This window comes from Pseudomonas sp. IT-P2 (genome assembly GCF_949767575.1).
In the GTDB taxonomy this organism is placed as follows: domain Bacteria; phylum Pseudomonadota; class Gammaproteobacteria; order Pseudomonadales; family Pseudomonadaceae; genus Aquipseudomonas; species Aquipseudomonas pharyngis.
Genome location: NZ_CATKQA010000044.1, coordinates 48,268 through 61,213, shown reverse-complemented (window position 1 = coordinate 61,213; position 12,946 = coordinate 48,268). Strand labels below are relative to the sequence as shown.

At 62.2% G+C, this 12,946-nt stretch carries 15 protein-coding genes; 6 read left to right on the top strand and 9 right to left on the bottom strand.

Annotated elements, in window-relative coordinates; translation table 11 throughout:
- Positions 1–17: 17 nt before the first annotated feature.
- Positions 18–704, bottom strand: coding sequence for a YggS family pyridoxal phosphate-dependent enzyme (locus ACM6JM_RS19600; protein ID WP_103385348.1), 687 nt, complete (start codon positions 702–704; stop codon positions 18–20).
- 56 nt (positions 705–760) lie between these two features.
- Here ACM6JM_RS19600 and ACM6JM_RS19595 point away from each other — a divergent pair, with 56 nt between their 5' ends.
- Positions 761–1,795, top strand: coding sequence for a type IV pilus twitching motility protein PilT (locus tag ACM6JM_RS19595; RefSeq protein ID WP_414882376.1), 1,035 nt, complete (start codon positions 761–763; stop codon positions 1,793–1,795).
- A 175-nt stretch (positions 1,796–1,970) separates the two neighbouring features.
- On the opposite strand, the gene ACM6JM_RS19590 is transcribed toward ACM6JM_RS19595, so the two are convergent.
- Entirely contained in the window at positions 1,971–2,588 is a 618-nt protein-coding gene (locus ACM6JM_RS19590; protein ID WP_039767935.1) for a C40 family peptidase, read from the bottom strand.
- 247 nt (positions 2,589–2,835) lie between these two features.
- Here ACM6JM_RS19590 and ACM6JM_RS19585 point away from each other — a divergent pair, with 247 nt between their 5' ends.
- On the top strand, positions 2,836–3,270 hold the full coding sequence (locus ACM6JM_RS19585) for an NINE protein (protein WP_064600078.1): 435 nt from the start codon (positions 2,836–2,838) through the stop codon (positions 3,268–3,270).
- A gap of 35 nt (positions 3,271–3,305) precedes the next feature.
- Here ACM6JM_RS19585 and ACM6JM_RS19580 read toward each other — a convergent pair whose 3' ends face one another.
- From ACM6JM_RS19580 to gshB, 7 genes are all read right to left on the bottom strand, one after another.
- Positions 3,306–4,577: a dihydroorotase gene (locus ACM6JM_RS19580; RefSeq protein WP_085611974.1), complete on the bottom strand. Its 1,272-nt coding sequence runs from the start codon at positions 4,575–4,577 to the stop codon at positions 3,306–3,308.
- Positions 4,574–5,578: an aspartate carbamoyltransferase catalytic subunit gene (locus ACM6JM_RS19575; protein ID WP_007913665.1), complete on the bottom strand. Its 1,005-nt coding sequence runs from the start codon at positions 5,576–5,578 to the stop codon at positions 4,574–4,576. The genes ACM6JM_RS19580 and ACM6JM_RS19575 overlap by 4 nt, the downstream gene beginning before the upstream one ends.
- A 27-nt stretch (positions 5,579–5,605) precedes the next feature.
- On the bottom strand, positions 5,606–6,109 hold the full coding sequence (gene pyrR / locus ACM6JM_RS19570) for a bifunctional pyr operon transcriptional regulator/uracil phosphoribosyltransferase PyrR (protein WP_039767937.1): 504 nt from the start codon (positions 6,107–6,109) through the stop codon (positions 5,606–5,608).
- A gap of 81 nt (positions 6,110–6,190) precedes the next feature.
- A complete protein-coding gene (gene ruvX / locus ACM6JM_RS19565; protein ID WP_007953334.1) occupies positions 6,191–6,628 on the bottom strand; it encodes a Holliday junction resolvase RuvX in 438 nt (145 codons plus the stop codon).
- Entirely contained in the window at positions 6,628–7,200 is a 573-nt protein-coding gene (locus tag ACM6JM_RS19560; RefSeq protein WP_039767938.1) for a YqgE/AlgH family protein, read from the bottom strand. The genes ruvX and ACM6JM_RS19560 overlap by 1 nt, the downstream gene beginning before the upstream one ends.
- A gap of 59 nt (positions 7,201–7,259) precedes the next feature.
- Entirely contained in the window at positions 7,260–8,159 is a 900-nt protein-coding gene (locus tag ACM6JM_RS19555; protein ID WP_039767939.1) for an energy transducer TonB, read from the bottom strand.
- Between the two features lie 106 nt (positions 8,160–8,265).
- Positions 8,266–9,237, bottom strand: a complete 972-nt coding sequence (gshB, locus tag ACM6JM_RS19550) for a glutathione synthase (RefSeq protein ID WP_039767940.1) — start codon at positions 9,235–9,237, stop codon at positions 8,266–8,268.
- Between the two features lie 224 nt (positions 9,238–9,461).
- Here gshB and pilG point away from each other — a divergent pair, with 224 nt between their 5' ends.
- Genes pilG through ACM6JM_RS19530 form a run of 4 tightly spaced genes read left to right on the top strand, consistent with a single transcriptional unit; the run spans position 9,462 to position 12,916 of the window.
- Positions 9,462–9,866 carry a twitching motility response regulator PilG gene (pilG, locus tag ACM6JM_RS19545; RefSeq protein WP_007953330.1) on the top strand — a complete coding sequence of 135 codons (405 nt, stop codon included), beginning with the start codon at positions 9,462–9,464 and terminating at the stop codon, positions 9,864–9,866.
- A 60-nt stretch (positions 9,867–9,926) separates the two neighbouring features.
- Positions 9,927–10,292 (top strand): twitching motility response regulator PilH, encoded by a 366-nt coding sequence (gene pilH, locus ACM6JM_RS19540; RefSeq protein ID WP_011336365.1) that lies wholly within the window; start codon positions 9,927–9,929, stop codon positions 10,290–10,292.
- 10 nt (positions 10,293–10,302) lie between these two features.
- Positions 10,303–10,842, top strand: a complete 540-nt coding sequence (locus ACM6JM_RS19535; protein ID WP_039767942.1) for a chemotaxis protein CheW — start codon at positions 10,303–10,305, stop codon at positions 10,840–10,842.
- Positions 10,843–10,855: 13 nt separating this feature from the next.
- Entirely contained in the window at positions 10,856–12,916 is a 2,061-nt protein-coding gene (locus ACM6JM_RS19530) for a methyl-accepting chemotaxis protein (protein ID WP_414882375.1), read from the top strand.
- Positions 12,917–12,946 lie beyond the last annotated feature (30 nt).

Here is a 12,946-nt window from a genome sequence, read left to right as displayed (position 1 = left end):
TCCTTATCTGGAAATGCTCAAGATTGGGAATAGTCGCGGGCGCCGAACAGGGCCGTACCGATACGGACCCAGGTCGCGCCCTGGGCAATGGCCGACTCGAGGTCGTGGCTCATGCCCATGGAAAGTGTGTCGAGCGGCAGATCGAGGCTGGCCTGCAATCTCTGAACGGCAGCGAATGCAGCGTCTTGCTCGGCGCGATCTTCGGTCGGCTCGGGAATTGCCATCAACCCGCGCAGCTTCAGGCGCGGCAGGGCGCTGATGGCCTGGGCCAGGGCTGGCAGGTCTTGCGGGGTGCAGCCGGACTTGCTGGCTTCACCGCTGACGTTGACCTGAATGCAGATGTTCAGTGGCGGCAGATCCGCCGGGCGTTGTTCGGACAGGCGTTGGGCGATTTTCAAGCGATCCACGGAGTGCACCCAGGCGAAATGCTCGGCAATCGAGCGGGTCTTGTTCGACTGAATGGGGCCGATGAAGTGCCAGATCAAGGGCAGGTCGGCCAGTTCGAGCTGTTTGCCCAAGGCCTCTTGCAGGTAGTTCTCGCCAAAGTCGCGCAGGCCGGCGGCGTGCGCTTCGCGCAGGGCTTCGGCCGGTTTGGTCTTGCTCACGGCCAGCAGCTGGACGCTGTTTTCATCGCGTCCGGCGGCAGCGGTGGCGGCATGAATACGCGAACTAACCTGGAGAATGTTGTCTGCTATCGTGGACATCAAGAGGCGCCAGCGGTCTGAAGGTTCGCGGCATTCTACTGGAATTGAGGGACGCTATGGATATCACTGAACTGCTGGCCTTCAGCGCCAAACAGGGCGCTTCCGACCTACACCTGTCGGCCGGTCTGCCGCCGATGATCCGCGTGGATGGCGATGTGCGGCGGATCAATCTGCCGGCGCTGGATCACAAGCAAGTGCACGAGCTGATCTACGACATCATGAACGACACCCAGCGGGTGGACTTCGAGAAACATCTGGAAACCGACTTTTCCTTCGAAGTCCCCGGCGTGGCGCGCTTCAGGGTCAATGCCTTCAACCAGAACCGGGGCGTCGGCGCGGTGTTCCGGACCATCCCGTCGAAAGTGCTGAGTATGGAAGACCTCGCCATGGGCGACGTCTTTCGCAAAATCACCGATGCGCCGCGCGGGCTGGTGCTGGTGACCGGGCCGACCGGCTCCGGCAAGTCGACGACCCTGGCGGCGATGATCGATTACCTCAACACCCATCGTCATCACCACATCCTGACCATCGAAGATCCGATCGAATTCGTCCACGAATCGCGCAAATGCCTGATCAATCAGCGCGAAGTCCATCGCGATACCCGCAGTTTCGCCACCGCGTTGCGTTCAGCACTGCGCGAAGACCCGGACGTGATCCTGGTGGGCGAGATGCGTGATCTGGAAACCATCCGCCTGGCGCTTACCGCGGCCGAGACCGGGCACCTGGTGTTCGGTACCTTGCACACCACGTCGGCAGCCAAGACCATCGACCGGGTGGTGGATGTGTTCCCCGGGGACGAAAAATCCATGGTGCGCTCGATGCTGTCGGAGTCGTTGCTGGCGGTAGTCTCGCAGACGCTGATCAAGAAGATCGGCGGCGGTCGGGTGGCGGCGCACGAGATCATGCTGGGCACGTCGGCGATCCGTAACCTGATCCGCGAGGACAAGGTGGCGCAGATGTATTCGGCGATACAGACCGGTGGCTCGCTGGGAATGCAGACACTCGACATGTGCCTGAAGGATCTGGTGACCAAGGGCTTGATCAGCCGCGAACATGCGCGGGAGAAAGCGCGCACGCCAGATAACTTCTAGGCAAAAAAAATCGCAGCCCGTGGGCTGCGATTTTTCGTTCTGATCGTTCCCACGCTCTGCGTGGGAATGCAGCCCGGGACGCTCCGCGTCCCTGCCGAAGCGGACGCGGAGCGTCCATTGAGGCATTCCCACGCGGACGGTTCGACGCCTCGACGTGGGAACGATCGGTATGGTGTTAGCGCTGAACGACGCGCATCTGCCCTTGCTCTTTCGGCAATACGCGTTTGGCCACTACGTAATGCTTTTCCCAGTACGGCTTGTTCAGTGTGTCGATGCTCACCGCTTTGCCGCGCCGTGGTGCATGGATGAAACGGTCGTTGCCCAGGTAGATGGCAACGTGATTGACCCGACGGCTCTTGATGTTGAAGAAAATCAGGTCGCCCGGCTTCAGGTCCTTGCGTTCGACTTTCTCGCCGTGACCGCTGGCCATGGCGTTCGAGGTGCGTGGCAGATCGAACGTGGCGTCGTTGAACGCGTATTTCACCAGACCGCTGCAGTCGAAGCCTTTACTCGGGCTGCTGCCGCCCCAACGGTAAGGCGTACCGAGGACGTTTACCGCGCGACTGAGGACATTGCTGCTTTCCTTGGTCGCCATCGGTGGCACCAGCTTGCTGCGGCCGGTGCTGCTCAGCGTGGTGTGTTTGACCTGTTTGCCTTTGTTCGAAGGAGCAGAGGCATGGGATTTAGGGGTGAAACCGTTAACGTTGGGAAGACGTTGCTCACGATTGGTGGCGTGGGCGGCCAGTGGCATTAATAGGCAAATAGTTAGCCATGTCTTGAAAAATGGACGCATTAGGCAGGGCTCTTGATGTGTTAGCGCAACTTTATAACAGCTTTTTTGTCACTTCCGAGGCCGTTGGTCGATTCAATCCGATGCCAACGGAACCAAATAAGCGGCAAAAAGACGCAATTGTCGGACAGAAGTCCGGTGCTATAAGGCTTTGACGGGACACAAGGTAGCATTTGCCATACGTCGGCTACCTGTAAAAAAGTCACAAAGAATTAAAGAATATTTATCTATCGCGTGTATCGAGGTCTTAATGAACGGCTATCAACTGCCCCGTGTGAAGGAAAAAGACACCCACAGCAAGGTGATCGGTTACCTGTTGTGGATTTTCGGTTTCACAGGCTCCCACCGCTTCTATTACGGCAAACCGGTGACCGGCACGATCTGGTTTTTCACTTTCGGGTTGCTGGGGATCGGCTGGCTGATCGACGTGTTCCTGATCCCGGCGATGGATCGCGAAGCCGACCTGCGTTTCGCCGCGGGTCCTATCGAGTACAACGTGGCGTGGATTCTGCTGACCTTCCTCGGCGCGCTCGGCGTGCACCGGATGTATCAGGGCAAGTGGATCAGCGGGTTGGTGTATCTGCTGACCGGCGGGTTGTTCTTTCTTGGGGTGCTGTATGACTTCTGGACGCTGAACGATCAGGTGTCGGTGCGTAATGCCGAAGGGCGCGGTGCCTTTCAGTAAGTGATGGCGAGGGAGCTGACTCCCTCGCCATTTTTTTACGCCTGGTGACTGATCCGGCCATCCACCAGCGTGTAGCGCACCACACCCGGCAGGCTATGGCCGAGGAACGGGCAGTTCTCGCCTTTCGACAGCCAGGTTTCGCCGGCAACGGTCGAGGCCTTCGGATCGAACAGCACGATATCCGCCGCACCCCCCACCGCCAGTTTGCCCGCCGGCAGGCGCAGGGCCTCGGCCGGGCCGGCGCTCAGGCGGGCCAGCAGGGTCGGCAGGTCCAGCAGACCATCCTCGACCAGCGTCATCGCCAGCGGCAGCAACAGCTCGACGCTGCTGATGCCCGGTTCGGTGGCGCCGAACGGTGCCAGTTTGGCATCGCGTTCATGGGGCTGGTGATGGCTGGAAATGGCCGAAACCACGCCGGACTTCACCGCCTCGCGCAGACCGTCGCGATCCGCACGGGTGCGCAGCGGCGGTTGCACGTGATACAGGCTGCTGAAGTCGATCAGCGCTTCGTCCGTCAGGATCAACTGATACAGGGCGACATCCGCCGTGACTTTCAAGCCACGAGCCTGGGCCTGAGCGATCAGGGCCACGCCGCGAGCGCTGGTCAGCTGGCTGAAGTGCGCACGCACGCCGGTCTGCTCGACCAGCAGCAGATCACGGGCCAGGGCCACGGTTTCAGCGGTTTCCGGAATGCCCGGCAAACCGAGGAAACTGGCGGTAGCGCCTTCGTGGGCCAGCCCGCCGTCGGCCAGGTCGTGATCCTGCGAGTTGAAAATCACCGTCAGGTCGAAGGTCGCCGCGTAATCCAGCGCCCGGCACAGGGTGCGGGTGTTGCGGAAGCTTTCGAGGCCGTTGCCGAACGCAACACAACCGGCGTCACGCAGAGCAACCAGTTCTGCAAGCTGTTCGCCATCCAGACCTTTGCTCAACGCGCCAATCGGGAACACCTTGGTGTTGCCGGCCTCGCGGGCGCGGTCGAGGATCAGTTCGGCCACGGCGGAGGTGTCGAGCACCGGTTTGGTTTTCGGCGGACAGCACAGGCTGGTTACGCCACCGGCCGCCGCAGCGCGGGTTTCGCTGGCGATGGTGCCTTTGCGACTGTAGCCCGGCTCGCGCAGGGCGACGTTCAGGTCGACCAGCCCCGGAGCGGCCACCAGGCCTGTGGCGTCGATGGTTTCGACGGCGGTGAAACCGGCCGGAGCAGCGCCGAGGGCGACGATCTTGCAGGCTTCAACGTGAATATCGGTGATTTGATCCAGGCCGCTGCTTGGATCGATGACGCGGGCGCCGAGAATGCTGAGCTTCACTGGGCGTTCTCCTGCTCGAATTGGCGCTGGGCAGTCTGTCCGCTCATGGCCATGGACAGCACGGCCATACGGATCGCGATGCCGTAGGTGACTTGATTGAGGATCACCGAGTGCGGGCCGTCGGCCACCGCCGACTCGATCTCCACGCCGCGGTTGATCGGCCCCGGGTGCATGACGATGCAATCGGGCTTGGCGCCGGCCAGGCGCGCGGTGGTCAGGCCGAAGAGGCGGTAGAACTCGCCTTCGCTCGGCAGCAGGCCGCCGGTCATGCGCTCACGCTGCAGACGCAGCATGATCACCACGTCGACGTCTTTCAGACCTTCGGTCATGTCGGTGTAGACCTTCACGCCGTACTGCTCGATGCCGATCGGCAGCAGGGTTTTCGGCGCGATCACGCGGATGTCCGGGCAGCCGAGAGTCTTCAGGGCGAGCATGTTCGAGCGCGCCACCCGCGAGTGCAGGATGTCGCCGACGATGGCCACCGAGAGGTTCTCGAAACCGCCCTTGTGGCGGCGGATGGTCAGCATGTCGAGCATGCCCTGGGTCGGGTGCGCGTGCCGGCCGTCGCCGCCGTTGATGATCGCCACTTGCGGGCAGACATGTTCGGCGATGAAGTGCGCAGCGCCGGAGTCACCGTGGCGCACGACGAACATGTCGGCGGCCATGGCTTCCAGGTTGCGCAGGGTGTCGAGCAGGGTTTCGCCCTTGCTGGCCGACGAGGTCGACACGTTCAGGGTGATCACGTCCGCCGACAGCCGCTGGGCCGCGAGTTCGAAGGTGGTGCGGGTGCGGGTCGAGTTTTCGAAGAACACGTTGCACACGGTCTTGCCGCGCAACAACGGAACCTTTTTCACGGCCCGGGCACCGACTTCGAGGAACGAGTCGGCGGTGTCGAGGATTTCCGTCAGCAACTCGCGGCGCAGGCCGTCGAGCGAGAGGAAGTGGCGCAGCTGGCCCTGATCATTGAGCTGCAGCGGGCGCTTGGTATCTAGAGGCGTCATCGCGAGGGGGACTCTCAATAGGGCGGATTAAAGGGCAAGGTCTTGCAGTTCGAGGGCCAGCTCCGGCCCGGACAGCTTGACCCGCTCGTGGGCGGCCAGCGACAGCGTCGCGCCGACCACGTTGGGGCGGATCGGCAATTCGCCGGCGTCCAGGTCCAGCAGGCAGACCAGCGTCACGCTGGCCGGGCGGCCGTAGTCGAACAGTTCGTTCATGGCGGCGCGGATGGTCCGGCCGCTCATCAGTACGTCGTCGATCAGCACCAGATGCTGGCCTTCGATTTCGAAGGGCAGGGCGGACGGACGCACTTGCGGGTGCAGGCCGTTCTGGCTGAAGTCGTCGCGGTAGAAGGAAACATCCAGCGTGCCCAATGGCGCATCGCTGCCCAGCTCTTTGAGCAGGGCCTGGGCGACCCAGACGCCGCCGGTGCGGATGCCGATGTAACGCGGTTCGCTGATATCACGCTGGGCAAGGTGCGCCTTGAGGCGGGTCGCCATCTGGCTGATCAGATCGGCGGGATTGGGCAGGCTCATGGTTGCTCCTTCTCGGGGTCGAGCCGGTTCTCGCGAACCGGGGCTCGGGTTGTAACCAAAAGAAAAGCGCCGTAGCGCTTGTCAGGATTCAAATAGTGCGGTGTTTTCGTCGAGCCAGCCTTGCAGCAGCAGGGCGGCGGCGATGGCGTCCACCGGGTTGTCGCGGTAGCTGCCTTTCTGTCCGCCGCGTACCAGTCGCTCGCCCTTGGCTTCGAAGGTCGTCAGGCGTTCATCGTGGGTATAGAAAGGCAGGTTGAAGCGGCCATTGAGGCGGCGGGCGAATTTCTCGGCGCGGGCGCACATTTCGCTGGGCGTGCCGTCCATGTTCAGCGGCAGGCCGACCACCACGGCGTCGGGTTTCCATTCCTTTATCAGGGCTTCGACCTGATTCCAGTCCGGCACACCGTTTTGCGCCTTCAAGGTGCACAGTTCGCGGGCCTGGCCGGTAATCACCTGGCCGACCGCCACGCCGATCTGTTTGGTGCCGTAGTCGAAGCCGAGGATCAGGCGCAGGGCCATCAGGCGTGTCCTGCCTGGCTGGTCAGCAGGCTGAGGTTGATCCCCAGGTGCTTGGCCGCTGCTTCCAGGCGCAGTTCACTACTGGTGTTGAACAGGATGTCGGCGTCGTACGGGCAGGTCAGCCAGGCATTGTCGGCCAACTCGGCCTCCAGTTGCCCGGCTTCCCAGCCGGCATAACCGAGGGTGATCACGCTTTTGGCCGGGCCTACGCCGTCGGCGATGGCGAACAGCACGTCCTGCGAGGTGGACAGGGCCAGATCGCCCTCCAGCTCGACGGTGGCCTGGAACGTCTTGCCCGCCGGGTGCAGGACAAAACCGCGATCGGTCTGCACCGGGCCGCCGATGAAGATCGGCACATGCTGGCACAGCGCTGGCGGATCGATGTCCGGGCGCAGTTGTTCGAGGATGTCGGCCAGATTCAGCTCTTGCGGTCGGTTGACCACCAGCCCCATGGCGCCATTGGCCGTGTGCTCGACGATGTAGGTCAAGGTGTGGGCAAAGTTCGGGTCGGCCATGTGTGGCATGGCGATCAGGAAGTGATGCTTGAGGTAGCTGGGGCTGACGTTTTTCATGTGCGCTAGTGTGGCGTTCGGGGGGCGAACTGACAAGCTGGAGCGGGCAAAAGATCGACTCAGTTACTGGACAGCCGGTCACCCCGGGCGAATTTCCAGGTGCGGATGATTTCCAGCCGGTCGATGTCCGACAGGTCCCCGGTAAACGGTGCAAACGGTGCCGCCAGGCGCACGATGCGCTGTGCTGCCTGATCCAGCAGCGGCTGGCCGGAAGACTCCAGCACCAGCACTTCGTACAGCGAGCCATCGCGGTTGATCGACACCATCAGGCGCAGATTGCCGTAGATCTGCTTGCGCCGGGCTTCGTCGGGGTAATTGAGGTTGCCGATGCGCTCGACCTTCTTGCGCCACTCGTCCTTGTACCAGGCGCCCTTGTCGCGCATGGTCGACGCGGCGCTGAGGCGGTGGATGCGCGGACGCTTGGCGTACAGCTGTTGTTCGTTGGCCAGTTCGGCTTCGAGGCTGGCGATGTCGCTGGAGAGCTGCGAGCTGTCGAAAGTCGGCGCATCGACCGTCGGTTTGGTCTCGGTCCTGGCTTCTTCTTTCTTGGTCGGCGCCTTTTTCGGTTTCGGCGCGACGGTGGTCACCGCCGCTTTCGGTGCGGCTTCCTGCACCTCCGGCTTGGCGGCCGGTGGCGGGGTGACTTTCTTGACTTCGTTTGCCTGGAACGGCGCGACCTCGGTGGTCTTGGGGATCGCCTTCTTGTCGAGGGTGCCGCTGCCTTCCTGGTTTTCCTGGGCGAGGAAATCAGCCTTCGCCGGCTTCTTTTCGCTCTTGAAGGTAGCGAGGGTGATTTCCAGGGTTTTGCTGATCTGCTTGGGCTCGACCATGGTGAAACCCACGCCGAGCAACAGCGCCAGATGGATCAGCGCCGCGAGAAACAGGGTAAATCCGAGGCGATCGACCGGGCGCACGCCTTTATGGGCGAGTTCAGCGGGCAGATCGGACGGAAGTGTCATTCGAGAAAAACCAACATCGCGTTTTTACGGGCTCGGCATGATAACGCAATGTTGGTTTTTAGCTGCAAGCTTGAAGTCTCAAGCGACAAGCTGCACACCACTGGCTTTAAGCTTGCGGCTTGCGGCTCGACGCTTGCAGCTTGCCTTCGATCGCATCCATCAGCATCCCGCCGATGTCGGTGCCGAAGGCATTGTCGATTTCGCGGATGCAGGTCGGGCTGGTGACGTTGATTTCGGTCAGGTGCTCGCCGATCACGTCCAGGCCGACGAACAGCAGGCCTTTTTCGCGCAAGGTCGGGCCGACCTGGGCCGCGATCCAGCGATCCTTGTCGGTCAGCGGACGGGCTTCGCCACGACCGCCGGCCGCGAGGTTGCCACGGGTTTCGCCCTGGGCCGGAATCCGCGCCAGGCAGTAATCCACCGGCTCGCCGTCGATCATCAGGATGCGCTTGTCGCCGTCCTTGATCGCCGGCAGGTAGGCCTGGCCCATGATCTGCTGGGCGCCGAGGGCGGTCAGGGTTTCCAGGATCACCGACAGGTTCGGGTCGCCGGCACGGTGACGGAAAATCGAGGTGCCGCCCATGCCGTCCAGCGGCTTGAGGATCACGTCGCCATGTTTGGCGGCAAATTCACGCAGCACGTCGGCGCGGCGGCTGACCACGGTCGGCGGCGTGCACTGCGGGAACAGCGTGGCGAACAGTTTTTCATTGCAGTCGCGCAGGCTCTGCGGCTTGTTGACCACCAGCACCCCGGCAGACTCGGCCTGTTCGAGCAGGTAGGTGGAGTAGACGAACTCCATGTCGAACGGCGGATCCTTGCGCATCAGGATCACGTTCAGGTCGCTGAGCAGCGAATCCTGTTCGGCGCCCAGTTCGAACCATTTTTCCGGGTTGGCGAAGACTTTCAGCGGCTTCATCCGCGCCCGTGCCTGGCCTTCACCCTGATAAAGGTCTTTCTGTTCCATATAGAACAGTTCCCAGCCGCGCTTCTGCGCCGCCAGCAGCATGGCCAGCGAGCTATCCTTCTTATAGGAAATGCTGGCGATAGGGTCCATGACAATCCCGACGCGAACGCTCATTGGGTTTTCCTCGAAAATTGGCTACCGGATCGGTATGAAAAAAGTGCCGCCAGAGTGGCGCCGGGCGGGTTTTCGGTCAAGGAAAAACCCGTCGATAGATTGCGTCTGGAGACTGTGCTAAAAAGGCTCCCAGCCGCGCTGGCCCTTGAGCATCAAGGGTTTCCAGCCATCAGTCATCGCAAAACGGACAAATTGATTCGCAAAGGCGACGGTAGAGCCCCCTTATGGAACAGCAGTCCAGCGCCTTGAAGGTCATGGTGATCGACGACTCGAAAACGATTCGTCGCACCGCCGAGACCCTGTTGAAAAATGCAGGGTGCGAAGTCATCACCGCGATCGACGGTTTTGACGCCCTGGCGAAGATCGCCGACCACCATCCCGGGATCATCTTTGTCGACATCATGATGCCGCGTCTGGATGGTTATCAGACCTGCGCTTTAATCAAGAACAACAATGCGTTCAAGGGCACGCCGGTGATCATGCTGTCGTCCCGGGACGGGCTGTTCGACAAGGCCAAGGGGCGGATTGTCGGTTCCGATCAATTTTTGACCAAGCCTTTCAGCAAGGAAGAACTGCTCGACGCGATTTCGGCCCATGTTCCGGGCTTCGCTGCCGCTTTGCCGCAGTAAGACACGCACAGAGACGCTCGGCCAGCGGGCCCGGTGTCGACAAGAAAAATGGGGAAGACCATGGCACGTATCCTGATCGTCGATGATTCGCCGACCGAAATGTACAAACTCACCGGCATGCTGGAAAAGCACGGGCACGAAGTGCTGAAAGCCGAAAACGGCGCCGACGGCGTGGCCCTGGCTCGTCAGGAAAAACCCGACGCGGTGCTGATGGACATCGTCATGCCCGGCCTCAACGGCTTTCAGGCTACCCGTCAGCTGACCAAGGATGCGGAAACCAGCCACATCCCGGTGATCATCATTACTACCAAGGATCAGGAGACCGACAAGGTCTGGGGCACCCGCCAGGGCGCCAGGGACTACCTGACCAAACCGGTCGACGAAGACACGCTGATCAAGACCCTGAACAACGTGCTGGCCGGTTGATCGCGCCGCCATGAGCGAGTCGCTGACCGCGTTCGAACTGTTGTGGCAGATCGACCAGCGCTGTCGCCTGCTGGCGGCGGACCTGCCGTCGCAACCGGCGCGCCAGGATCGCTGGAGCGGCATCGGCTTTCGTCTGGGCGAGCACTGGTACGTCACGCCGATGGGCGAAGTCAGCGAAGTGCTGCCCGAACTGCGTGTCACGCAGTTGCCGGGCGTCAAAACGTGGGTCAAGGGCGTGGCCAACCTGCGCGGACGGCTGCTGCCGGTCATGGACCTGTGCGGCTTTTTCGGCCATGAACTGTCACCGATGCGCAAGCAGCGGCGGGTATTGGTGGTAGAGCATCAGGACGTGTTTGCCGGGTTGCTGGTCGATGAAGTCTTCGGCCTGCAGCACTTCGAGCAGGACAGTTTCGAATCCGTCTCGATCAGTAAGCGGCAAGGCTCCAAGGGCGAGTTCATCAAGGGCTATTTCCGGCGCGAGCAGAACTGGCGGGTGTTCAGCCTGTTTGCGCTGGCGCAGTCACCGAGTTTCATGCACGTCGCGGTTTAACAGGCGAGGACCGATGATCAAAGCAAAAACAGGCAAGCCCGCAGAAGGCTCGCGCAGCCGCTCGCAGATCATCGTGCTGTTCATCGCGCTGATCGTGTTCATCATGCTGCTGTTCGCCAACTTCGCTTACCTCAACACCCAGGCCAACTACGACAAGCAGTACATCGGCCACGCCGGCGAGCTGCGGGTGCTGTCGCAGCGGATCGCCAAGAACGCCACCGAAGCCGCCGCCGGCAAAGCCGCCGCGTTCAAGCTGCTCAGCGATGCGCGCAACGATTTTGCCCAACGCTGGGGTTACCTCAAGAAGGGCGACCCGAGCACCGGCCTGCCGCCGGCGCCATCCGTCGTGCGCCCGGAAATGCGCGCCGTGCAGCTGGACTGGGAACGCCTGCTGAAAAACACCGACGCGATTCTCTCCAGCGAGCAGACCGTGCTGTCCCTGCATCAAGTGGCCGCGACTCTGGCCGAAACCGTGCCGCAGTTGCAGATCGAATACGAGAAGGTCGTGGAAATCCTCCTGCAACGCGGCGCGCCGGCGGCGCAGGTGGCGATGGCCCAGCGTCAGTCGCTGCTGGCCGAACGGATTCTCGGTGCGGTGAACACCGTACTCTCGGGCGATGAAAACTCCCAGCAGGCTGCCGACGCGTTCGGTCGCGATGCCGCACGCTTCGGCCAGGTGCTCAACGGCATGTTGCAAGGCAACCCGGCGCTGAAAGTCAGCCAGGTCGAAGACCGCGATGCCCGCGCTCGCTTGAGCGAGATTTCCGAGCTGTTCCAGTTCGTCTCGGGTTCCGTGGATGAAATCCTCGAAACCTCGCCGGAGCTGTTCAAGGTCCGTGAGTCGGCCACCAATATCTTCAGCCTGTCGCAGACCCTGCTCGACGAAGCCTCGCACCTGGCCAGCCGTTTCGAAAACCTTGCCGGCGGGCGCAACACCGACACCATCGGCGGCTACGTACTGGGCCTGCTGGCGCTGGCCTCGATCATCCTGATCGGCCTGGTCATGGTCCGGGAAACCAACCGTCAGTTGCGCGAGACCGCAGAAAAGAACGAGCGCAACCAGAACGCGATCATGCGCCTGCTCGACGAGATTGAAGACCTAGCCGACGGCGACCTGACCGTAACCGCCTCGGTGACCGAAGACTTCACCGGGACCATCGCCGACTCGATCAACTATTCCGTCGACCAGTTGCGCGATCTGGTCGCCACCATCAACCTCACCGCCGGCCAGGTCGCCGCTGCGGTGCAGGAAACCCAGGCCACCGCCATGCACCTGGCCCAGGCCTCGGAGCATCAGGCCCAGCAGATTTCCGAAGCCTCGACCGCGATCAGCGACATGGCCCAATCCATCGATCAGGTGTCGGCCAACGCCGCCGAATCCTCGGCGGTGGCCGAGCGTTCGGTGGAGATCGCCAACAAGGGCAACGAAGTGGTGCACAACACCATCCACGGCATGGACAACATCCGCGAACAGATTCAGGACACCGCCAAGCGCATCAAGCGCCTGGGCGAGTCGTCCCAGGAAATCGGCGACATCGTCAGCCTGATCGATGACATTGCCGACCAGACCAACATCCTCGCCCTCAACGCGGCAATTCAGGCGTCGATGGCCGGTGATGCCGGGCGCGGTTTTGCCGTGGTGGCCGACGAAGTGCAGCGGCTGGCCGAGCGCTCGTCCGCCGCGACCCGACAGATCGAAACGCTGGTGCGAGCGATCCAGACCGACACCAACGAAGCCGTGATTTCCATGGAACAGACCACCACCGAAGTGGTGCGCGGCGCGCGGCTGGCGCAGGATGCCGGTGTGGCCCTGGAAGAAATCGAAGGCGTGTCCAAGACCCTCGCGGCGCTGATCCAGAGCATTTCCAACGCGGCGCAGCAGCAAACGTCTTCGGCCGGGCAGATTTCCCTGACGATGAACGTGATCCAGCAGATCACCTCGCAGACCTCGTCCGGCTCCACGGCCACCGCCGAGAGCATCGGCAACCTGGCGAAAATGGCCAGCCAGTTGCGCCGCTCGGTGTCCGGGTTCACCTTGCCGGCGGCGCCAGCGCCCGTCGCGGACAAGGCGTGAGGCCTGCGGGCGAGGCAATGTCGAGCGGAG

Coding starts and splice junctions, on each gene's coding strand:
- ACM6JM_RS19600 (WP_103385348.1), bottom strand. CDS start 704: ATGTCCACGATAGCAGACAACATTCTCCAGGTTAGTTCGCGTATTCAT.
- ACM6JM_RS19595 (WP_414882376.1), top strand. CDS start 761: ATGGATATCACTGAACTGCTGGCCTTCAGCGCCAAACAGGGCGCTTCC.
- ACM6JM_RS19590 (WP_039767935.1), bottom strand. CDS start 2,588: ATGCGTCCATTTTTCAAGACATGGCTAACTATTTGCCTATTAATGCCA.
- ACM6JM_RS19585 (WP_064600078.1), top strand. CDS start 2,836: ATGAACGGCTATCAACTGCCCCGTGTGAAGGAAAAAGACACCCACAGC.
- ACM6JM_RS19575 (WP_007913665.1), bottom strand. CDS start 5,578: ATGACGCCTCTAGATACCAAGCGCCCGCTGCAGCTCAATGATCAGGGC.
- pyrR (WP_039767937.1), bottom strand. CDS start 6,109: ATGAGCCTGCCCAATCCCGCCGATCTGATCAGCCAGATGGCGACCCGC.
- ruvX (WP_007953334.1), bottom strand. CDS start 6,628: ATGGCCCTGCGCCTGATCCTCGGCTTCGACTACGGCACCAAACAGATC.
- ACM6JM_RS19560 (WP_039767938.1), bottom strand. CDS start 7,200: ATGAAAAACGTCAGCCCCAGCTACCTCAAGCATCACTTCCTGATCGCC.
- ACM6JM_RS19555 (WP_039767939.1), bottom strand. CDS start 8,159: ATGACACTTCCGTCCGATCTGCCCGCTGAACTCGCCCATAAAGGCGTG.
- gshB (WP_039767940.1), bottom strand. CDS start 9,237: ATGAGCGTTCGCGTCGGGATTGTCATGGACCCTATCGCCAGCATTTCC.
- pilG (WP_007953330.1), top strand. CDS start 9,462: ATGGAACAGCAGTCCAGCGCCTTGAAGGTCATGGTGATCGACGACTCG.
- pilH (WP_011336365.1), top strand. CDS start 9,927: ATGGCACGTATCCTGATCGTCGATGATTCGCCGACCGAAATGTACAAA.
- ACM6JM_RS19535 (WP_039767942.1), top strand. CDS start 10,303: ATGAGCGAGTCGCTGACCGCGTTCGAACTGTTGTGGCAGATCGACCAG.
- ACM6JM_RS19530 (WP_414882375.1), top strand. CDS start 10,856: ATGATCAAAGCAAAAACAGGCAAGCCCGCAGAAGGCTCGCGCAGCCGC.